Origin of the sequence: Aeromonas sp. Y318-3 (assembly GCF_027706185.1) — a bacterium.
Lineage (GTDB): Bacteria > Pseudomonadota > Gammaproteobacteria > Enterobacterales > Aeromonadaceae > Aeromonas > Aeromonas veronii.
Genome location: NZ_JAPDCN010000005.1, coordinates 79,642 through 101,173, shown reverse-complemented (window position 1 = coordinate 101,173; position 21,532 = coordinate 79,642). Strand labels below are relative to the sequence as shown.

At 59.9% G+C, this 21,532-nt stretch carries 13 protein-coding genes; 10 read left to right on the top strand and 3 right to left on the bottom strand.

The window, feature by feature from the left end; genetic code table 11:
• Positions 1-270: 270 nt before the first annotated feature.
• Both nadC and OKB77_RS08580 read right to left on the bottom strand, forming a co-directional pair.
• A complete protein-coding gene (nadC, locus tag OKB77_RS08585) occupies positions 271-1,146 on the bottom strand; it encodes a carboxylating nicotinate-nucleotide diphosphorylase (RefSeq protein WP_013723414.1) in 876 nt (291 codons plus the stop codon).
• A gap of 3 nt (positions 1,147-1,149) precedes the next feature.
• Positions 1,150-1,620, bottom strand: coding sequence for a retropepsin-like aspartic protease family protein (locus tag OKB77_RS08580; protein WP_270817413.1), 471 nt, complete (start codon positions 1,618-1,620; stop codon positions 1,150-1,152).
• 130 nt (positions 1,621-1,750) lie between these two features.
• Here OKB77_RS08580 and ampD point away from each other — a divergent pair, with 130 nt between their 5' ends.
• From ampD to OKB77_RS08550, 6 genes are all read left to right on the top strand, one after another.
• A complete protein-coding gene (gene ampD / locus OKB77_RS08575) occupies positions 1,751-2,326 on the top strand; it encodes a 1,6-anhydro-N-acetylmuramyl-L-alanine amidase AmpD (RefSeq protein ID WP_069554218.1) in 576 nt (191 codons plus the stop codon).
• Positions 2,327-2,604: 278 nt separating this feature from the next.
• Positions 2,605-3,369 carry a pyruvate dehydrogenase complex transcriptional repressor PdhR gene (pdhR, locus tag OKB77_RS08570; RefSeq protein WP_005336127.1) on the top strand — a complete coding sequence of 255 codons (765 nt, stop codon included), beginning with the start codon at positions 2,605-2,607 and terminating at the stop codon, positions 3,367-3,369.
• A 79-nt stretch (positions 3,370-3,448) separates the two neighbouring features.
• Positions 3,449-6,109, top strand: coding sequence for a pyruvate dehydrogenase (acetyl-transferring), homodimeric type (gene aceE, locus OKB77_RS08565; protein WP_005356612.1), 2,661 nt, complete (start codon positions 3,449-3,451; stop codon positions 6,107-6,109).
• Positions 6,110-6,228: 119 nt separating this feature from the next.
• Entirely contained in the window at positions 6,229-8,118 is a 1,890-nt protein-coding gene (aceF, locus tag OKB77_RS08560) for a pyruvate dehydrogenase complex dihydrolipoyllysine-residue acetyltransferase (RefSeq protein WP_167571389.1), read from the top strand.
• Between the two features lie 148 nt (positions 8,119-8,266).
• Positions 8,267-9,694, top strand: coding sequence for a dihydrolipoyl dehydrogenase (gene lpdA / locus OKB77_RS08555; RefSeq protein ID WP_005336123.1), 1,428 nt, complete (start codon positions 8,267-8,269; stop codon positions 9,692-9,694).
• A gap of 124 nt (positions 9,695-9,818) precedes the next feature.
• The gene (locus tag OKB77_RS08550) at positions 9,819-10,781 is read left to right on the top strand and encodes a GGDEF domain-containing protein (RefSeq protein ID WP_123172243.1); all 963 of its coding nucleotides are present in this window, start codon (positions 9,819-9,821) and stop codon (positions 10,779-10,781) included.
• A gap of 90 nt (positions 10,782-10,871) precedes the next feature.
• Here the strand turns inward: OKB77_RS08550 and OKB77_RS08545 are convergent, their stop codons facing one another.
• Positions 10,872-12,782 carry a methyl-accepting chemotaxis protein gene (locus OKB77_RS08545; RefSeq protein WP_123174100.1) on the bottom strand — a complete coding sequence of 637 codons (1,911 nt, stop codon included), beginning with the start codon at positions 12,780-12,782 and terminating at the stop codon, positions 10,872-10,874.
• A gap of 234 nt (positions 12,783-13,016) precedes the next feature.
• Between OKB77_RS08545 and OKB77_RS08540 the strand changes: the two genes are divergently transcribed.
• The 4 genes from OKB77_RS08540 (at position 13,017) to OKB77_RS08525 (ending at position 21,529) form a co-directional block, all read left to right on the top strand.
• The gene (locus OKB77_RS08540; RefSeq protein WP_123172244.1) at positions 13,017-15,278 is read left to right on the top strand and encodes a patatin-like phospholipase family protein; all 2,262 of its coding nucleotides are present in this window, start codon (positions 13,017-13,019) and stop codon (positions 15,276-15,278) included.
• Positions 15,279-15,507: 229 nt separating this feature from the next.
• On the top strand, positions 15,508-18,105 hold the full coding sequence (gene acnB / locus OKB77_RS08535; RefSeq protein WP_106843559.1) for a bifunctional aconitate hydratase 2/2-methylisocitrate dehydratase: 2,598 nt from the start codon (positions 15,508-15,510) through the stop codon (positions 18,103-18,105).
• 280 nt (positions 18,106-18,385) lie between these two features.
• Positions 18,386-19,972, top strand: coding sequence for an EAL domain-containing protein (locus OKB77_RS08530; protein WP_005355079.1), 1,587 nt, complete (start codon positions 18,386-18,388; stop codon positions 19,970-19,972).
• Between the two features lie 162 nt (positions 19,973-20,134).
• Positions 20,135-21,529 (top strand): D-arabinono-1,4-lactone oxidase, encoded by a 1,395-nt coding sequence (locus OKB77_RS08525; RefSeq protein ID WP_123172245.1) that lies wholly within the window; start codon positions 20,135-20,137, stop codon positions 21,527-21,529.
• Positions 21,530-21,532: the final 3 nt, after the last annotated feature.

Below are 21,532 nucleotides of genomic sequence, written 5' to 3'. Positions count from 1 at the left end.
AATCGTCCGAACGTCAGTATCTTATCCGAGCTGTCAGGGGTGGCAACAGAGATTGCTGCCTTTGTTAACCACTTTCATGTCATTTACCAAAAACTTGATGCGAGTCATAAAATAAGTGGCTTCTTATGACTCTTTGTTACGGGTGAAAGCGGGGCCGTCATTACACTCCTTTGCTGAGGGATCCTGCATAAAGAAAAGGCGCCTATGGCGCCTTTTGCAAGTTGTTTATCCGGTTAGGTCGAGTATTTGCTCAGGCCTGAGGGGGGAATCTCACTGCTGGATAAAGCGCATGGAGAGATCGAGCGCCCGCACATGCTTGGTGAGCGCCCCGACCGAGATAAAATCGACGCCGGTGGCGGCAAACTCGGCCAGAGTGTCGAGGGTCACATTGCCGGAGACCTCCAGCTTGGCGCGGCCCTGATTGATGGCGACCGCTTCCCGCATCATGGTCACGTCGAAGTTGTCGAGCATCACGATATCGGCCTTTGCCGCCAGCGCCTGTTCCAGCTCTGCCAGTGATTCCACTTCCACCTCTACCGGTTTGCCCGGATTGAGATGACGAGCCTCATTAATCGCCTCGGCAATGCCGCCGCAGGCGAGGATATGGTTCTCTTTGATGAGATAGGCGTCGTAGAGGCCGATGCGGTGATTCTTGCCGCCGCCACAGGTGACCGCGTACTTCTGGGCGGTGCGCAGCCCCGGTATGGTCTTGCGGGTGTCAAGCAGACGACAATCAGTGCCTTCCAGTTCTGCCACATAGCGGGCGGTGAGGGTGGCGACACCGGAGAGGGTCTGGACAAAGTTCAGCGCATTGCGCTCGCCGGTCAGCAGCAGGCGGGCTGGGCCATGGAGGCGGAATAGCTCCTGATTGGGGGAGAGCACTTCGCCATCCTGCACCAGCCACTCCACCTTCACTTCGCCACCGAGCTGGGCCTTCAGTTGCAGGAAGACTTCATCCACCCAAGGTTGGCCGCAGAACACACCGGCCTCACGGGTGATGACCCGGGCGCTGGCCATCCGATCCGCCGGGATCAGCTGGGCGGTGATATCGGCGCTGGCGTCCGGTTGGTCCAGCGTGGTGAGGGCATCGCCCAGATCTTCGAGTAGTGCGGCGCGCACGGCGCGGCTGACATCCTGTTGAAACATGCCTTATTCCTGCAAGGGTCTGAGCAGCAGTTGCCGCTCCTTTTGAACCAGCTCCAGCCGACCGAGGGCGTTCATGCCAACCAGCACTTCGTCACCGTCTGCCGCCGGATTGATAAAGATGGCCAGATCGTACAAGGTCAATGGCCCCATCGCCAGCGTTTCGATGGTGCCGTTGCCGACCCGGATCTGCCCCGCGGCGGTATTGACCTGGCTGCTGCCGTGAGCGGTCAGGCCGAGCTGCTCGGCAACCTGCTGCGGGATGGTGATCCGGGTGGCGCCGGTATCGAGCAGCAGTTGCACCGGCTGGCCGTTGATGGCACCCTCCAGACGATAGTGGCCGCTCTGGTCGGCCCGCAGCAACAGCTCGCCGCTGGCGGTGACGCTTGGTTGGTTGCGGGAGTGAAAATAGAGGGTCAGCAGGCCCATCAAAGAGAGCCAGGCCAGTAACCACATCCAGCGTGCTGTGTGCTGCATACCCCATCCATATCGAGCGGAAGATGACTCAGCCTAACATACCATTTCCCTTTGATTCAGTGAGTTGGTGTCGGGTTGCCTATCAGGTATCTTCGTTTTCTCGCCATTTATCAGCCATTTCGAGTAGCCGATGACTCAACTCGCTTCACAACCTTGTTTCTCTATCGATGCCGCTGGCTGGTGCCAGCAGGCGCGCCGGGTGCCTTCTCCCCATCACAACGAACGGGCCGCGCCGGACGATATCTCCCTGCTGGTGGTGCATGGCATCAGCCTGCCGCCGGGGGAGTTTGGTGGCCCCTTTATCGACGATCTCTTTATGGGGCGACTCGACCCCGAGGCTCACCCCTATTTTGCCGGTATCCATCAGCTGCGGGTTTCGGCTCATTGCCTGATCCGCCGTGATGGCGAGCTGGTGCAGTATGTGCCGTTCGGCGCGCGCGCCTGGCATGCGGGAGTATCGAGCTGGCAGGGGAGGGAGGCGTGCAATGACTTCTCCATCGGCATCGAGCTGGAAGGGACTGACGAAATCCCCTACACCGAGGCTCAATACCGGGCATTGGCAGGGCTCACTCGAGCTATCTCGGAGCGCTATCCGGCCATCACCCACGAAAAAATTGTCGGCCATTGCGATATCGCGCCTGGGCGCAAGACGGATCCCGGAGCCAGTTTCCAGTGGGATTACTACCGGCAACTACTAAACAGCTAAAGTAAATATTCAAATTTAGTTTGGATTTTAAAATCAATGGCTTGCCTATCTGGCAGGCCATTTTTGTCTCTGGTTGCGCAAATGTTATTTGTGAGCGTGGTCAAGAATATTGGTCAGACCATTTTCTATGAGCTAAATCATGTTTCCCCTGCTTTACCCCTTAAGTGGTGGGGGTGATTCTTGACTCAGATCATCTTTTGAGTGGACTTTTCAAAAGGCCTCTGCTAATTTTCGCCCCATCCATAAAATTGGTAATACCAATTTAACAAAGTAGCCTCATGCCCTATCGCAAGATTACGCAACCCAAGTTGGCCGACTCCATTGTCGCCGAGCTGGAACAGATGATTCTGGAAGGCAGCCTGCAGCCGGGGCAGAAATTGCCTCCCGAGCGGGAACTCGCCATCCAGTTTCAGGTGTCGCGCCCCTCCCTGCGCGAAGCCATCCAGCGACTGGAAGCGCGCGGATTGCTTTATCGCCGTCAGGGCGGCGGCACTTATGTGCAGAATGCCCTGAGCAAGGGGATCGCCGATCCTCTGTTCGAACTGCTCAGTACCCACCCGGAAGCCCAGTATGACCTGCTGGAGTTTCGCCACGCGCTGGAAGGCATCTGTGCCTACTACGCGGCCTTGCGGGGAACCGGCTCTGATTTCGAGCGCATTCGTCAGGTGCAAACCACCATCGAAGAGGCGGGCCAGCTGGGCTCGCTGGTGGCCGAATCGGCAGCCGTGACCCAGTTCTATCTGGCGGTGGCCGAGGCGTCCCACAATGTGGTGCTGCTGCACCTGCTGCGGGCCATGAGCCCGATGCTCGAGCAGAACATTCTGCAGAATAACGAGATTTTGAATCGCCGCCCGGGAGTGGTAGCCAAGATACGTCGCCATCGCGCGAATCTGATCGAGGCTATTCTTTCGGGGGCTCCGGAGCGGGCCAGAACAGCTTGTCATGAGCATCTGGCCTTTATCGAGGACACCTTGTTGGATATGCAGAGGGAAGACAGCCGGATCCAGCGATCCATGCGTCGGATCCGTCAGCAGGAAAACTAATCCCACAAGGCTCTATTGTCGAATGCTTGCGCCCTTCGCCGTGCAATGCCGTGCAATCACAACAACATAGGAACCAGCCATGTCTGATATCCTGAAGAACGATGTGGACCCGATAGAAACGCTGGAGTGGCTTGCCTCTCTGGAATCCCTGCTGCGTGAAGAGGGTCCGCAACGCGCTCAGTTCATCCTTGAACAGTTGGCCGAGAAAGCCCGCGTAAGCGGTGTGGACGTGGCTGCCAAGGCAAATCGCGATTACATCAACACCATCCCGTCCAGCGATGAGCCGGACTACCCGGGTGATCTGGAGATGGAACGCCGCATTCGCGCCATCATCCGCTGGAACGCCATGATGATCGTGCTGCGCGCGTCCAAGAAAGACCTAGACCTGGGTGGTCACATGTCTTCCTTCGCTTCTTCTGCGACCATCTATGATGTCTGCTTCAACCACTTCTTCCGTGCTCGCAATGAGAAGGATGGTGGCGATCTGGTTTACTTCCAGGGTCACATCTCCCCGGGCATCTATGCTCGCGCCTTCGCTGAAGGTCGTCTGACCGAAGAACAGTTGGACAACTTCCGTCAGGAAGTGGATGGCAAGGGTATCCCTTCCTATCCGCACCCGAAACTGATGCCGGACTTCTGGCAGTTCCCGACCGTCTCCATGGGTCTGGGCCCCATCGCCGCCATCTATCAGGCTCGCTTCCTGAAGTACCTGACCGACCGTGGCATCAAGGATTGCTCCGAGCAGACCGTTTACGCCTTCCTAGGTGACGGCGAGATGGACGAGCCGGAAGCCAAAGGTGCCCTGACTGTTGCCGTGCGTGAAAAGCTCGACAACCTGGTGTTCGTGGTCAACTGCAACCTGCAGCGTCTGGATGGTCCGGTTGTCGGTAACGGCAAGGTCATCAACGAGCTGGAAGGCCTGTTCGCTGGCGCCGGTTGGGATGTCACCAAGGTTATCTGGGGTCGCAAGTGGGATGAGCTGCTGAAGAAAGATACTTCCGGCAAACTGATCCAGTTGATGAACGAGACCGTGGACGGTGACTACCAGACCATGAAGTCCCGCGACGGTGGCTACATCCGCGAGCACTTCTTCAATCGTTATCCGGAAACTGCCGCGCTGGTCAAAGATATGACCGACGAGGAGATCTTCGCCCTGAACCGCGGTGGTCACGATCCTCGCAAACTGTTCGCCGCGTTCAACAAGGCGACCCAGACCAAGGGCAAGCCGACCGTTATTCTGGCCAAGACCATCAAGGGTTACGGCATGGGTGAAGCGGCTGAAGGCAAGAACATCGCTCACCAGGTCAAGAAGATGGAGCTGGACTCCGTGCGTCACCTGCGTGACCGCTTCAACCTGCCGGTGGCCGACGAGCAGCTGGCCGATCTGCCTTACTTGAAGATCGAAGCTGGTTCTGCCGAGCACAAATACCTGCACGACCGTCGCACTGCCCTGAAAGGCTATGTGCCGACCCGTCTGCGCGAAAGCACCACCAAGCTGGAAATTCCGGCACTGGATGCCTTCGGCCCGCTGCTGGGTGAGCAGGCGCGCGAAATCTCCACCACCATGGCGTTCGTGCGTTCCCTGAACGTGATGCTGAAAGACAAGTCCATCGGCAAGCGCATCGTTCCGATCCTGGCTGACGAAGCCCGTACCTTCGGTATGGAAGGTCTGTTCCGCCAGATCGGTATCTACAGCCCGCACGGTCAGCAGTACACCCCGCAAGACCGCGACATCGTCTCCTACTACAAGGAAGACAAGCAGGGTCAGGTTCTGCAAGACGGTATCAACGAGCTGGGCGCCATGTCCTCCTGGCTGGCTGCTGCGACCTCTTACAGCACCAACGACTGCCCGATGATCCCGTTCTACATCTACTACTCCATGTTCGGCTTCCAGCGGATCGGCGACATGGCGTGGGCAGCCGGTGACCAGCAAGCCCGTGGCTTCCTGCTGGGGGCGACCTCCGGTCGTACTACCCTGAACGGCGAAGGTCTGCAGCACGAAGATGGTCACAGCCACATCCTGGCGAACACCATCCCGAACTGCATCTCCTACGATCCGTCCTACGCCTATGAAGTGGCGGTGATCGTACAGGACGGCCTGCGCCGCATGTACGGTGAGAACCCGGAGAACGTGTTCTACTACATCACCACCCTGAACGAGAACTACGCCATGCCGGCCATGCCGGAAGGCGCCGAGGAAGGCATCCGCAAGGGTATCTACAAGCTGGAATCCGTAGCCGGTGCCAAGGCGAAAGTTCAGCTGCTGGGTTGTGGTTCCATCCTGGGTCACGTGCGCAAGGCTGCCCAGATCCTGGCCAGCGAGTATGGCATCGGTTCCGATGTGTTCAGCGTCACCTCCTTCAACGAGCTGGCCCGTGACGGTCAGGACGCGGATCGCTGGAACATGCTGCACCCGACTGCCGATGCTCGCGTACCGTACATCGCTCAGGTACTGGGTTCCGAAGCCACCATCGCTGCGACCGACTACATGAAGTCCTTCGCCGATCAGGTTCGCGCCTTCGTTCCGACCGAGAACTACCGCGTGCTGGGTACCGACGGTTACGGCCGTTCCGACAGCCGTGCCAACCTGCGTCGTCACTTCGAAGTGAACGAGTTCTACGTGGTGGTTGCTGCTCTGACCGAACTGGCCAAGCGCGGCGAGGTAGACAAGCAGGTTGTGGCCGACGCCATCGCCAAGTACGGCATCGATGCCGACAAGGTCAACCCGCTGTACGCGTAAGTGGATCAAGGGTCGCGCCGTCATGCGGCGCGACCCTGCCAGGGTTTAAAACGGTTAACGCGAGATGTGCGTGGCGGCATCAGCCAGTCACGCGGATCGACGCAAGAGGATAAAGCACAATGTCCAAACAGATTATGGTGCCGGATATCGGCGCCGATGAAGTTGAAGTCACCGAGATCATGGTGGCCGTGGGTGACAAGGTCGAGCTGGACCAGTCCATCATCGCGGTAGAAGGCGACAAGGCCTCCATGGAAGTACCGGCCCCGTCTGCCGGTATCGTTAAAGAGATCCTGATCAAGGTGGGCGACAAGGTTGCCACCGGTTCCCAGATCATGATCTTCGAAGCCGAAGGCGCTGCCGCCCCTGCTGAAGTGGCTGCTCCGGTTGCTGCTGCTCCGGCCGCCGCACCTGCCGCTGCCGTGCGCAAAGATGTGCACGTACCGGACATCGGTGACGACGAAGTGGACGTGACTGAAATCATGGTTGCCGTGGGCGACATGGTTGAAGCCGACCAGTCCATCATCGCCGTGGAAGGTGACAAGGCCTCCATGGAAGTACCGGCACCGTTTGCAGGCCGCGTAGTCGAGATCAAGGTTGCCGCTGGCGCCAAGGTCTCTACCGGTTCCCTGGTGATGGTCTTTGAAGTGGCTGGCGCTGCGCCTGCTGCCGTTGCTGCTCCGGCTCAAGCTGCCGCGCCCGTGGCTGCTGCCCCGGTTGCCGCTGCTGCCAAAGAGGTCAACGTACCGGATATCGGTGGCGACGAAGTGGAAGTCACCGAGATCATGGTTGCCGTGGGTGACAAGGTTGAAGCCGACCAGTCCCTGATCGCCGTGGAAGGTGACAAGGCCTCCATGGAAGTGCCTGCGCCGTTCGCCGGTGTGGTCAAAGAGATCAAGGTGAAGGCGGGTGACAAGGTCTCCACCGGTTCCCTGATCATGGTCTTTGAAGTGGCTGGCGCTGCTCCTGCCGCCGCGCCGGTTGCTCAAGCTGCCGCCCCGGTCGCTGCAGCCCCTGTTGCCGCGGCTCCGGCTCCGGTTGCCCAGGCGGCTGCCGCTGCGACCGATTTCGTTGCCAACGACGCTTATGTACACGCCTCTCCTGCGGTACGCCGTCTGGCGCGCGAGTTCGGCGTCAACCTGGCCAAGGTGAAAGCCTCCGGTCGCAAGGGCCGTATCGTCAAAGAAGACGTGCAAGCCTACGTGAAGGATGCCATCAAGCGTGCCGAGTCCGCTCCTGCTTCTGCCGGCGTAGCCGGTGGCAACGGTCTGGGCGTTCTGCCGTGGCCGAAAGTAGACTTCAGCAAGTTCGGTGATGTGGAAGAGGTCGAGCTGACCCGCATCCAGAAGATCTCTGGTCCGAACCTGCACCGCAACTGGGTCATGATCCCTCATGTCACCCAGTTCGATGAAGCCGATACCACCGAGCTGGAAGCGTTCCGCAAAGAGCAGAACGCGATGCTCGAGAAGCAGAAGGCAGACGTGAAGATCACCCCGCTGGTGTTCATCCTGAAAGCCGCCGCCAAGGCGCTGGAAGCTCACCCGCGCTTCTGCAGCTCCCTGTCCGAAGATGGCAGCAAGCTGATCATGAAGAAGTACATCCACATCGGTGTGGCGGTAGATACCCCCAACGGTCTGGTTGTGCCCGTGGTGCGCGATGTTAACAAGAAGGGCATCATGGAGCTGTCTCGCGATCTGGCCGAGATCTCCAAGAAGGCCCGTGCCGGCAAGCTGACCGCTTCCGACATGCAGGGCGGTTGCTTCACCATCTCCAGCCTGGGTGGCATCGGCGGTACCAGCTTTACCCCGATCGTCAACGCGCCGGAAGTGGCCATCCTCGGTGTCTCCAAGTCCGAGATGAAGCCGAAGTGGAACGGCAAAGAGTTCGCGCCGCGCCTGATGCTGCCGCTGGCTCTGAGCTACGACCACCGCGTGATCGATGGTGCCGATGGGGCTCGCTTCATCACCACCATGAACGGCGTGCTGTCCGACATTCGTCGACTGGTCCTGTAAGTGAGAGGGCGGGCCCAGAGCCTGCCCTTTTTACTTCTCATTTCATTAACATGATCGTAAACTTGCCCCGTTTTTTTCACGGCTGCAGCCACCCGTTTCGGTATAAGACTGCGCTGTCCGGGGATATAAGAACGACAAAGAGGTCATGATGAGTAAAGAAATCAAAACCCAGGTCGTAGTACTGGGTGCTGGCCCTGCCGGTTATTCCGCTGCTTTCCGTGCAGCCGATCTGGGTCTGGATACTATTATCGTCGAGCGTTACTCCACCCTGGGTGGCGTCTGCCTGAACGTGGGCTGCATCCCCTCCAAGGCGTTGCTGCACGTTGCCAAAGTGATTGAAGAAGCCAAGGCGCTGGCCGAGCACGGCATCGTCTTCGGTGCACCGCAGACCGACATCGACAAGATCCGTCTGTGGAAAGAGAAGGTTATCAACCAGCTGACCGGCGGTCTGGCTGGCATGGCCAAGATGCGTAAAGTTCAGGTTGTTAACGGCTTGGGTAAATTTACCGGCCCGAACACCCTTGAAGTGGAAGGTGCAGACGGCAAGACTACCGTGACCTTCGACAACGCCATCATCGCGGCCGGTTCCCGTCCGGTGAAACTGCCGTTCATCCCGCACGATGATCCCCGCGTATGGGACTCTACCGATGCGCTGGAGCTGAAAACCGTTCCCGGCAAACTGCTGGTTATCGGTGGCGGCATCATCGGTCTGGAGATGGGTACCGTTTACTCCTCTCTGGGTTCCGAGATCGACGTGGTGGAATTTGCCGACCAGCTGGTTCCGGCTGCCGACAAAGACATCGTCAAGATTTACACCAAGCGCGTCGCCAAGAAATTCAACATCATGCTGGAGACCAAGGTCACCGCAGTTGAAGCCCGTGAAGACGGCCTGTACGTCTCCTATGAAGGCAAGCACGCCCCGGCCGAGCCGGTTCGTTACGACAACGTGCTGGTTGCCGTAGGCCGTGTGCCGAACGGCAAGATGCTGGATGCCGAGAAGGCAGGCGTTGCTGTGACCGAGCGCGGTTTCATCGAGGTGGACAAGCAGCTGCGTACCAACGTGGCTCACATCCACGCCATCGGTGACATCGTTGGCCAGCCGATGCTGGCACACAAAGGTGTTCACGAAGGTCACGTTGCCGCCGAAGTGATCGCCGGCAAGAAGCACTACTTCGACCCGAAAGTGATCCCGTCCATCGCCTACACCGAGCCAGAGATGGCATGGGTTGGTCTGACCGAGAAGGAAGCCAAGCAACAGGGCCTGAACTTCGAAGTCGCCACCTTCCCGTGGGCTGCTTCCGGCCGCGCCATCGCGTCCGACTGCTCCGACGGTATGACCAAGCTGATCTTCGACAAGGAGAGCGGCCGCGTCATCGGTGGTGCCATCGTCGGTACCAACGGCGGTGAACTGCTGGGTGAAATCGGTCTGGCCATCGAAATGGGTGCTGACGCCGAAGATATCGCGCTGACCATCCACGCTCACCCGACTCTGCACGAGTCCGTGGGGCTGGCTGCCGAAGTGTTCGAAGGCTCCATCACCGACCTGCCGAACGCCAAGGCCAAGAAGAAAAAGTAATTTTCTTCCCCGCTTGTCTAAAAAGCCGCTCGAATGAGCGGCTTTTTGTTTTCTCCTTGCTGCTCCGACTTCGACAAAGCCCAATATGCTAAAGATAGGTTTTGGCACTGATGAGAGAGGCACGATGCTAGAAGCACCCATTCCACCCGATGAGGCATTGCGGCTGGAGACCCTGCGGCGGCTCTCTTTGCTCGATTCCGAGGCCGAGGAGCGGTTTGACCGGCTGACCCGCATGGCCCGACGGGTGTTCAATGTCCCCATCGCGCTGGTGAGTCTGGTGGATGAAGATCGCCAGTGGTTCAAATCCTGTATCGGACTGGAGGTCCGCGAGACCGCCCGGGACATTTCGTTCTGTGGCCACGCCATCATGGGCAATGAGACCTTTATCGTGCCGGATGCTTCGCAGGATCCCCGCTTTGCCGACAATCCGCTGGTGGTGGGCGGGCCCGGCATCCGCTTCTATGCCGGACAGCCACTGCGGATCGCCAACGGCTGCAAATTGGGGACGCTCTGCATCATCGATACGGTGCCACGGGAATTGAGTGAGGAGGATGTGGGACTGCTCAAGGATCTGGCGGCGATGGTGGTGCGGGAGCTCGAAGCGGTGCAGCTGGCCACCATTGATGAGTTGACCCTGATCTCCAATCGGCGCGGGTTCGTGATGCTGGCGGAGAAGAGCCTCTCGCTGGCCAGTCGCTTGCAGATGCCACTGGCGCTGCTCTATCTGGATCTCAATGGCTTCAAGGGGATCAACGATCGGTGGGGGCATGCAGAAGGGGATCGGGCCCTGATCGCCTTTGCCACTCTGCTCAAGCAGGCTTTTCGTGGCGCCGATGTGTTTGCCCGTATGGGCGGCGATGAGTTCGCCGTCCTGTTGCCCAATGTGGTGGAGGCGCAGGCGCAACTGGCCTATGAGCGTTTCAATGCCATGTTGGCCGAGCACAATCAGCACAGTGGTTGCGGCTATGCGCTGACCTGCAGCACCGGGATTGTCTGCTATGACGGGCACGGCTGTGTCTCCCTGGCCGAGCTGCTCACCCGCGCGGATGAGCTGATGTATCAGCGCAAACGGGATGGCAAGTGCTGACGGCTATGCCGGATTAGTCGCCACCAAAACAACAGAGAGCGCCACGGCGCTCTCTGTTGTTGATGGCTTAGGTCAAGGCCAAGGTCGGGGTCAGAGCCGGAAGCTGCCAACCAGCTTGTCCAGCTGACCGGAGAGCTGCTGCAGGCTGCGGCTGGACTCGGTCAGCTGGTGGGCGATATCGGCGGTCTCCATGGTGAGCTGGTTGATATCTTCCACGTTGCGGTTGATCTCGCCGACCACGCTGGACTGTTCCTCGGTGGCGGTGGCGACCTGGATGTTCATGTCGCTGATCTGGGTGATGTGGGCGGTGATCTGGTCGAGGGCGGCGTTGGCCTCATCGGCCTGGCTCACCACCTCCAGACTCTGGTTACGCCCCTGTGCCATGGCGCTGACCGCACGGGCACTCTGCTCCTGCAAGCGGTTGATCATCCCCTGGATCTCGGCGGTCGAGGCGGCGGAGCGGTTGGCCAGATTGCGCACCTCATCTGCCACCACGGCGAAACCGCGACCCTGTTCACCGGCGCGAGCGGCCTCGATGGCGGCGTTCAGTGCCAGCAGGTTGGTCTGCTCCGAGATGCTGCGGATGGTTTCGAGGATGCTGCCGATGGAGTCGGTCTGGCTCGCCAGCGACTCGATAACCACTGCCACCTGCTCAATCTCGCCGGAGAGGTCGACGATGCCGTGGCGCGCCTGCGCCACCACTACCGCACCCGCATCGGCCTGATCGTTGGCCTGTCTGGCGACTTCGGCTGCCAGCGAGGCGTTACCGGCGATCTCGCTCACCGTGGCCCCCATTTCGTGGATGGCGGTGGCCACCTGCACGGTGCGGTCACGCTGGGCAGTACAGTTATGCTGGGTCAGCTGCGCCTTGTTGGCCACCTCGTTGGCGGTGGCCGCGAGCTGGCGGGAGTTCTCCGCCACCTGCTCGATGGAGCCGTGGATCTTGGCGACGAAGTTGTTGAAGCCGGTGGCGACCTGACTCAGTTCGTCACGTCCTTCCACCTTGAGGCGCTGGGTGAGATCCCCATCGCCGCTGCCCAGCTCCTTGAACAGGCGAGCCAGCTCGTTGAGCGGGCGGCTGACCGAGCCTGCCAGCAGCATCCCCATCAGCCCCATGGCGAGCGCAATCACCAGCGAGATCATCAGGATCTCGTTGCGGGTCTGATCCAGCTCGGCATAGATCTCGGCTTCTGGCACCTGGGCCACCAGATACCAGTCGAGCAGCGGGATATAGCTGCTGGCCAGTACCATGGGCTCGCCATTTACCTCGGCGTTGATAACGGCAAAGGGGCGTTTGGCCAGCAGGCTGCCGGTATCACCGCTGGCAATGTTGCCAAGTGTGTCACGCTCGATGCGATTAGCCTCGGGGTGCAGCTTCACCTTGCCGCTGCCATCGACCATAAAGACGATGCCGCTCTCTTCCAGCCGGAAGTTGGAGACCATGGTCACCATGGTGTCGAGGGATTTGGCAAAGCCCGCCAGCCCACGCCCGTTGAGCTGCTGGAAGTTGACGAACAGCTTCACCTCGCCGTTGCTCTCGCGGAAGATGCTGAGGGTCATCTCCTTCTGGCTCTTGGTGTAGTCATAGAACCAGGCATCTTGCGTGGGGGTCAGGTTGCGCAGAAAGCCATCCTGGTTGTAGTAGGCTGCGGTCTGGCGATCGGCGAAGGAGGCGGTCACCAGACCATACTGGTTGGCCACATCCTTGAGCTGGTTGATGAGTATTGGCTCCTGCTCTTTGGGCATGCCCCGATCCACCCAGTCGAGGATGAAGCGGTCGGTGGCCAGTTGGCGGGCGGCCTGGGCGATGCCGTGGAGATCCTGTTCAATCTCCTTGCTGATCCGCTGGGTCAGGTTGGGGAGCTCCTGCTCGAACATCCGGTTTTCGATCAGTTGCTGGGCCGAGCGTTGACTGAAGTAGCCTACCAGCAGGCAGGAGACGACCACGGCCAGGGTGACCGTGGCCAGTATTTTCTGTTTAAGAGTGAGGGTTGCCAGCATAAAGGTGCTCAAAAGGTTGAGATTGACGACGCTCATATTAGCGGCAGCGCGGCGCTACCCATGAGGCTTGCAGCCCTTTATTTGCGGATTACGTTTGCGCTCACAGGGGCGGCGGCGTGCCCCTTCGTCATGCTGCACAGGCGGGATGCGGATTGACGGTTGCGCTAACTGCCGGGCCCCTTATAGTAGAGGCCATCCTTGGTGACTGACCCTCTGAATAATATGGAAAATATGATGCGCAGCTTAGGTGCGGGATGGACCCGTCTGCTTTTGGTGATGCTGGCGGCCTGCCCGCTGCTGGCTGTGGCGGCACAGGGGGAGCGCCCGAAGATTGCGGTGGTGCTCAGTGGCGGCGGCGCCAAGGGATCGGCCCATATCGGCATCCTCAAGGTGCTGGAGCAGAAACGGATTCCGGTCGACATCATAGTCGGCACCAGCATGGGCTCTTATGTGGCGGGGATGTATGCCATGGGGCTCAGTGCCGAGGAGGTGGAGCGCACCACCTTGGCCATCGACTGGAACAAGGGGTATCAGGACAAGGTTGGCCGCGACGAGCTGTCGTTGCGTAAAAAGCAGCAGAACGAGCAGTATCAACTGCGCACCGACATAGGGGTGAATGGCGACACCACCCAGCTGCCGGACGGTTTCTTCCAGGGCCAATCCATGGCCAGCCTGCTACGGGGGGCCACCTCCAACCTGCCGGTGCAGGCGAGTTTCGATGATCTGCCGATCCCCTACCGCGCCATGGCGACCGACATGGAGACGGTCACCCCCTTTGTGCTGGATCACGGCAGCCTGGCCAAGGCGATGCAGGCCTCCATGTCCATTCCCGGAGCCCTCAAGCCGGTGGAGTGGGAGGGGCACATCCTGGCGGACGGCGGCAGCGTCAACAACATGCCGGTGGATGTCGCCAAGGCGATGGGGGCCGATGTGGTGATTGCGGTGGATATCGGTGCCAAGCTGCGTACCCGGGAGTCCCTCAAGTCAGGGTTGGCGATGATCGACCAGCTCACCACCTACATGACCCAGGTGGGCACCGACAAGCAGAAGGCGCTGATGGGACCCAAGGATATTCTGATCGCCCCCGAGTTTGGCGATATGGGGATCGCCGACTTTGCCCGCATGCCGGAGGGGATCAAGATCGGTGAGGCGGCGGCTGACAAGGTGTCGCTGCAACTCGATAAGCTATCGCTCACCAAGGCGCAGTACAACGCCTATCGCAACCAGAAGCTGAGCCGTCGTGCCGAGCGTAGCGGTCAGCCCGCCTACTTCATCGACAAGGTGGAGATCATCAACAAGTCGCGCCTCTCGGATGAGACGGTGCGCGCCATGCTGAAAGTGCGGCCGGACAAGGTACAGACCAACGAGAGTCTGGAAGCGGGCATTCGCCGCCTCTATGCCCTTGAGTCGTTCGATCGCATCACCTACGAGGTGGAGGAGCGTGACGGGGAGAATGTGCTGCTGGTGGACGCCAGCGAGAAGAACTGGGGGCCGGGCTACCTCAACTTCCAGTTCGGTTTCACCGATGACTTCGAGAACACCTCCAACTACAACGTCGGCATGTCCTATACCCTCACCAACGTCAACGAGTGGGGTGCCGAGTGGCTGACCGAGGCGTCGCTGGGCACGGCCAAACATATCAAGACCGACTTCTATACCCCGCTCGAACCCTCCCAGACCTTCTATGGTGAGGCGAGTCTGGCCTATGACCAGACCCTGCGCCGCCTGTTTTTCCCCAATCCGGATCCCGAGATGGTTTCGATAAGCTATCTCGACTCCGAATACTCCTTCTTCAGCGGCGATCTGGCAGTGGGCTGGAACCGCCAGCCCTGGAGCCGGTTGTCGATGGGGCTGGAGGGACAACTTGGCACGATTGATGTGAAGAACTTCAAGGGGCTGGAGATGGATGCCACGGCGTGGGGCCCCTATGTCCGCTTTGAACACGACAATCTGGATAGCCGCTATTTCCCCTATCAGGGGGTGAAATGGGATATGAAACTGGGCCACTCCCACGTCAGTGTGGATGGGCTCGAGTCGGCAGATGGGCGCAGTGAAGGCTGGAATTATCAGCTCTCGATGGTCAAACCCTGGTCATGGGACAGGCACAGCCTCAACCTGATCCTCGAAGGGGGGGGCTCGGGCAGTGAAGAGGTGGTGCCGCTGCATATTCAGGATCTGGGCGGGCTGTTCCGCCTCTCCGGTTTCCAGCGCTACCAGCTGAGCGGTCGCTACAGCCTGTTTGGTGGCCTGCGCTACATCTATCGGGTGGCGGACAACGACTTCGGTGCCCTCAAGATGCCGCTCTATCTGGGTGGATCTCTGGAGCAGGGCGGGGTCTGGAACAAGGGTGAGGATATCAGTCTGGAGAGCTCGTTTACCGCCGGGTCGGTTTATGTCGGGGTGGAGAGCTTCCTCGGCCCTGTGTTCCTCGGCTACGGCATGGCGGAGGGGGGCAATGACGTCTTCTATCTGCAATTGGGCAGTACGTTCGAATAATGCCGAAATGATGCCAATTTGTTAACTCTGGTTGAGGGCGTTCAATTAATTTTCAAAAAATACCAGTCTGTTTAATTGGTTACGATTTTGTGGTGAATAAGTGAACAGGGTTTGGATTTTAATTAGTCGTTAAAACTTATATAGTGGGGAGCACCCTACGGGGTGTCCCGCAAGGACGATCGCCGCGAGCGTGGGCGAACCCCAAAAAAAGACCAAAGAGGAATTAGTCGTGCTTGAAACATACCGTAAACACGTCGCAGAACGTGCCGCCGAGGGCGTGGTTGCCAAACCTCTGGACGCAGAGCAGGTCGCCGCCCTGGTAACGCTTCTCAAGAACCCGCCCGCTGGCGAAGAAGACTTTCTGAAAGAGCTGTTGTCCTCCCGTATTCCCCCCGGTGTTGATGAAGCGGCCTATGTCAAAGCCGGTTTCCTCACCGCCGTCGCCAAGGGCGAAGCCCACTCTCCCATCCTGACTGCCGCCGAAGCCGTTGAACTGCTGGGCACCATGCAGGGTGGTTACAACATTCAACCGCTGATCGACCTGCTGGATCACGCCACTCTGGCGCCGCTTGCCGCCAAGGGGCTCTCCCATACCCTGCTGATGTTTGACTCTTTCCACGACGTGGAAGAGAAGGCCAAGGCGGGCAATGTCCACGCCAAACAGGTGATGCAGTCCTGGGCTGATGCCGAGTGGTTCCTCTCCCGCCCGGAGCTGGCCGAGAAGATCACTGTCACCGTGTTCAAGGTGACCGGCGAAACCAACACCGACGACCTCTCGCCGGCACCGGACGCCTGGTCCCGCCCGGACATTCCGCTGCACGCGCTGGCGATGCTGAAAAACGCCCGTCCCGGCATTACTCCGGACAAGGATGGCGCCGTCGGCCCCATCAAGACCATCGATGCCCTGAAAGAGAAAGGTTTCCCGCTGGCCTATGTGGGTGACGTGGTCGGTACCGGTTCTTCCCGTAAATCCGCCACCAACTCGGTGCTCTGGTTTATGGGCGACGACATTCCGTTCGTGCCGAATAAGCGCGCTGGCGGTGTCTGTCTGGGTGGCAAGATTGCCCCGATCTTCTTCAACACCATGGAAGATGCCGGCGCTCTGCCCATCGAAGTGGACGTCTCCAAGCTGGAAATGGGTGACGTCATCGACATCTACCCGTTTGCCGGCAAGATCTGCAAGCACGGCACCGAGCAGGTGCTGGCGCAGTTTGAACTGAAAACCGACGTGCTGATCGACGAAGTGCGCGCTGGTGGCCGTATTCCGCTGATCATCGGTCGCGGCCTGACCGACAAGGCCCGCGAAGCGCTGGGTCTGCCGTTCTCCACCGTATTCCGTCGCCCGCAGCCGGTGGCCGATACCGGTAAAGGCTTCACCCTGGCCCAGAAGATGGTGGGCAAGGCGTGCGGCGTGAAGGGCATTCGCCCGGGCACTTACTGCGAGCCCAAGATGACCACGGTCGGCTCTCAGGACACCACGGGCCCGATGACCCGCGACGAGCTCAAAGATCTGGCCTGTCTCGGCTTCTCCGCCGATCTGACCATGCAGTCCTTCTGCCACACCGCGGCCTATCCGAAGCCCATCGACGTACAGACCCACCACACCCTGCCGGACTTCATCATGAACCGCGGTGGTGTGAGCTTGCGTCCGGGTGACGGCGTCATCCACTCCTGGCTGAACCGCATGCTGCTGCCGGATACCGTGGGTACCGGTGGTGACTCCCACACCCGTTTCCCCATCGGCATCTCCTTCCCGGCGGGCTCCGGTCTGGTGGCCTTCGCCGCCGCCACTGGCGTGATGCCGCTGGACATGCCGGAGTCCGTGCTGGTGCGCTTCAAGGGCGAGCTGCAACCGGGCATCACCCTGCGTGATCTGGTCCATGCCATCCCCTACGCCGCCATCCAGAAGGGGTTGCTGACCGTCGAGAAAGCGGGCAAGAAGAACATCTTCTCCGGCCGCATCCTCGAGATCGAAGGTCTGCCGACCCTGAAAGTGGAGCAAGCCTTCGAGCTGGCGGACGCCAGCGCCGAGCGTTCCGCTGCCGGTTGCACCATCAAGCTGGATAAAGAGCCGATCATCGAGTATCTGAAGTCCAACATCGTGATGCTGAAATGGATGCTCTCCGAAGGCTACGGCGACGTACGCACCATCACCCGTCGCATCAAGGGGATGGAAGAGTGGCTGGCCAACCCGACCCTGATGGAAGCGGACAAGGATGCCGAGTACGCCGAAATCATCGAGATCGATCTGGCCACCATCAAGGAGCCGATCCTCTGTGCGCCGAACGATCCGGACGATGCCCGTCTGCTGAGCGACGTGGCTGGCGACAAGATCGACGAGGTGTTCATCGGTTCCTGCATGACCAACATCGGTCACTTCCGTGCCGCCGGCAAACTGCTCGAGAAGTATCAGGGCGAGCTGCCGACCCGCATGTGGATCGCGCCGCCCACCAAGATGGACAAGGATCAGCTGACCGAAGAGGGCTACTACGGCATCTTTGGTCGCGTCGGTGCCCGCATCGAGATTCCGGGTTGTTCCCTCTGCATGGGCAACCAGGCGCGAGTAGCGGAAGGGGCCTCGGTGGTTTCCACCTCCACCCGTAACTTCCCGAACCGTCTGGGTAAAGGTGCCAACGTCTATCTGGCCTCAGCGGAGCTGGCCGCCGTTGCCGCCATCCTCGGCAAGATCCCGACTGTGGCGGAGTACCTGCAGTACGCCAAGGCGCTCGATGCCACTGCGGCAGATACTTACCGCTACCTCAACTTCAACGAGATCGCCTCCTACACCAAGAAGGCTGATGCGGTGATCCTGCAGCAAGCCGTTTAACGGAGTTCTTGCGCGATTTGCGCGATAAGAAGCCAATAATGCCGCGTATTTACGCGGCATTATTTATTTGTGTGTTATTCACCGTCTTTTTTGAAGATTGTTTGCACGATCCTTGCTAGAGAGATCCAACCACCTGTTTGGTGGTTCGTTTTATAAACGCTTTGGGTTATGTTGTTCGGTTATGTGCGGTAATGATGAGGCATCGTTATCGAGGGAAAGTGGATATCTGTTCACTGAGTGCTTGCGTTGGCAGGCCTGACGAATTGCGGCGTGGTTCTTTATGTTTCTGTTCAGGATCGATCTCTCCCGAACCGGGTTACGCTTCGGCGGTGCCTTGCTGGTCTTTACTCTGCCGCTGCTGGTGGGAGCTTGGCTCATCCACAGCAATTATGTGCAGGAGCTGAAAGCGGAATCCAGCGCCTCGGCCCACAAGGCCAGAACCCTGATGGAGTCGATGCTGGATCATGCGGAGCAGGCCAATCGCTCCGTGCTGCCTCTGGTGAATGCTCCCTGTCGCGACAATCTGCTGGTGCTGCGCAAGAAGGTCGCCATCGAGCCCTTCCTGCGTTCGGTCAATCTGGTGCGAAACGGCATCATCAATTGCACCTCGCTGTTTGGTGAGGCCAATGATGCCGATGACGGCTCCATCTACACCGGCCGCAAGCTGCTGCTGATGAGTGGCAACCGGGTGCGGCAAAATCACCCGCTGCTGGTGGTGCGCACCGAGCAGGGCAAGGATGCCGCCTTGAGTGCCATCGACAGTACCCAGCTCAGCTTCATGCTCTCCATGAGCGGAAAATCCAGCGCGCTCTATCTGCAGGTGGGGTCGGCCTGGCTCAATGAGTCTGGCCGCTATCTGAGCGAGGCGCCCACCCTCCATCGCGGGATCAGCCAGGCCCTCACATCATCCCATTATCCTTTCACCATCCATGCCGGTTATGCCATGCCGGTCTACTGGAAGTCGCTGTGGGCCGCGCGGCACGTGGCGCTGTCGTGGCTGGCGGTTTCCTCGCTTTTGCTGGCCTGGCTGGTGTGGTGGGTGCTGGGGCGTCCCGGCTCGCCAACAGATGAGTTGCGACGTGCCCTGCGGGCCAGGGAGTTTGTTCCCTACCTGCAGCCGCTGATTGCCAGCCACGACGGCAAGATGATGGGCGCCGAGGTGCTGATGCGCTGGGAGCATGTCAATGAAGGGGTGATCCGGCCCGATCTCTTTATTCCGCAAGCGGAGGAGTCGGGACTGATCGTCCCCATGACCACCCATATCATGAAGCAGGTGGCAACACGGTTGAACCGCTCTCAGGAGCAGTTGCCCGACGGGTTTCATATCAGCTTCAACATCAGCGCCGCCCATTGTCACGATTTTGCCCTGCTGGCCGAGTGCCGCGCCTTCCTCGGCCACTTCCTCCCCGGCAAGGTGGTACTGGTGCTGGAGCTGACCGAGCGGGAGTTGCTGATGTCAGATCCCCAGACCCTCTCCCTGTTCCGCCAGCTGGACGAGATGGGGGTCAAACTCGCAATCGACGACTTTGGTACCGGCCACTCCAGCCTGGCTTACCTGCAGCAGTTCCATGTGGATTACCTCAAGATCGACAAATCCTTTATCGCCCGCATCGGTACCGAGTCGCTCTCGGAACATATCGTGGACAACGTGATCGATCTGGCGACCCGGCTGGGTCTGGCGCTGGTGGCGGAAGGGGTGGAGAGCGAGCGTCAGGCTGACTACCTCAGGGCCAAAGGGGTCGATTATCTGCAGGGATACCTGTTTGCCCGCCCCATGCCGCTGCGCCAGTTCTGCGAGGAGCTGCTGCCGGAAGAGGCACAGACCCGCCAGCCAGATGGGGTACGAGGCATCCCGAACGCCACCTGATCTATCGGTGACAGACGGGCGGCCAAGCTCCCGTCTGGCAGGGTAGGGGAGTGCTCTCTCCCTATCCCCCCTCGACTGCAGGGGCTTGTTTTTCATGCCTTGCGGCTCGCTTTTCGGTAGAATCAGCGCTCATTTTGACGTCAGTAAAAGATGAGGCGCGGTATGACGGTTCAGTTCCAGGCATTTCACAGCATCAAGGCGATCGGTAATCGGGAGGTGCTGTTCAACTGGTCGAGAACCAATCCCCTCGGTGCGCTGGATCAGGTGTGGCGCCCGAAAACCCGCGACGAGCTGCAAGCGCTGCTGCGGGAACACCCCGAGCGTAAGCTGCGCCTTATCGGCTCTGGCCTCTCCTTCGAACCCATCCACAGCGTCTATGCCGAGGGCGGTCAGGCACTGCTGGTGGACTTGCACCACCTGCGCGGCCAGCTGGCCAAAACTGCCGATACCGTGACCTATCAGGCGGGGACGCCCCTCGATACCGTCTATGCCGAGCTGATCGCCATGGAGCGGATGCTGCCCGCATCCCCCGGTGTCATCGGCATCCAGACTCTGGGCGGCGCCCTCAGCACAGGTACCCACGGTCAGGGGCTGCACCAGTCTGCCCTCTGCGATGCGGTGGAGGCGATGACGGTGATGCTGGCCAATGGCGACATCATCCGGGTGGATCGCACCGATCCGCGCTTCGGGGCCTTCGTGATGGGGATGGGGATGCTCGGCATCCTGCTCGACGTCACCCTGCGTACCGTGCCCAACCGCATCATGCGCTGCACCAAGTTCACCACCGATTACCCCTTCCTCCTGGAGCACAACGAGCGGCTCAACCGTGAGCACGGCTTTGTGAAGAGCTGGTGGTTTGCCTGGACCGGCGAGAGCCACATCTGGCTGGTGGATCCCGCCTCCGATGAGGAGGTTGCCCGCTACCGCGCCGGTGGCAGCGAGCCGCTGCTGCTGGATGGCGATATCGACGCCCGCATGAACGCCACCATAGATGCCACTTTGCAGAAGATGGCGAAAGACACCAAGGATGAGGCGCTGGCTGGTGAGCACTTCGAGACAGTACGCCGCTTCAAGGATGCCTCCGATCTGGTGGGCAACGTCTACCAGATCCTCTGCAAGGGGATCCCGGCCCCCCAGATCAACTGCGAGGTGGCGGTACCGCTGCATCGGATGAACGAGGCGCTGGAGACCCTGCAGGCTTGGCAGCAGGCCAATCCAGGTGTGTTGCACTACCCCTTTATCCTGCGCTGTACCGGCCCTTCCGAGGCCTGGCTAAGTGCCGCTTACGGCCAGTCGGTCTGCTGGATCGGGTTTCTGGTCTATCTGGCGGCGGACGGCACCTTCGTCAACGGCTCCATGGAGCAGATGCGCGAGCTGCAACAACTGCTGGCGCCGCTTGGCGGCATTCCCCACTTCGGCAAGCATCTGGCGATGGATCTCTACGACTTCCCGGCCCTGTTGCCACGCTGGAACGATTTCGTGGCGTTGAAAGCCGAGCTCGACCCCCACGGCCGCTTTGAAAACCGCTGGCTCAGCGACCTGTTTGCCAACCGGTAAGGA

Bases quoted from the DNA above. Each gene is read 5' to 3' on its own strand.
- OKB77_RS08550 (WP_123172243.1), top strand. From the start codon at position 9,819: ATGCTAGAAGCACCCATTCCACCCGATGAGGCATTGCGGCTGGAGACC.
- nadC (WP_013723414.1), bottom strand. From the start codon at position 1,146: ATGTTTCAACAGGATGTCAGCCGCGCCGTGCGCGCCGCACTACTCGAA.
- OKB77_RS08545 (WP_123174100.1), bottom strand. From the start codon at position 12,782: ATGCTGGCAACCCTCACTCTTAAACAGAAAATACTGGCCACGGTCACC.
- OKB77_RS08525 (WP_123172245.1), top strand. From the start codon at position 20,135: ATGACGGTTCAGTTCCAGGCATTTCACAGCATCAAGGCGATCGGTAAT.
- lpdA (WP_005336123.1), top strand. From the start codon at position 8,267: ATGAGTAAAGAAATCAAAACCCAGGTCGTAGTACTGGGTGCTGGCCCT.
- OKB77_RS08540 (WP_123172244.1), top strand. From the start codon at position 13,017: ATGCGCAGCTTAGGTGCGGGATGGACCCGTCTGCTTTTGGTGATGCTG.
- aceF (WP_167571389.1), top strand. From the start codon at position 6,229: ATGTCCAAACAGATTATGGTGCCGGATATCGGCGCCGATGAAGTTGAA.
- OKB77_RS08580 (WP_270817413.1), bottom strand. From the start codon at position 1,620: ATGCAGCACACAGCACGCTGGATGTGGTTACTGGCCTGGCTCTCTTTG.
- pdhR (WP_005336127.1), top strand. From the start codon at position 2,605: ATGCCCTATCGCAAGATTACGCAACCCAAGTTGGCCGACTCCATTGTC.
- OKB77_RS08530 (WP_005355079.1), top strand. From the start codon at position 18,386: ATGTTTCTGTTCAGGATCGATCTCTCCCGAACCGGGTTACGCTTCGGC.
- aceE (WP_005356612.1), top strand. From the start codon at position 3,449: ATGTCTGATATCCTGAAGAACGATGTGGACCCGATAGAAACGCTGGAG.
- ampD (WP_069554218.1), top strand. From the start codon at position 1,751: ATGACTCAACTCGCTTCACAACCTTGTTTCTCTATCGATGCCGCTGGC.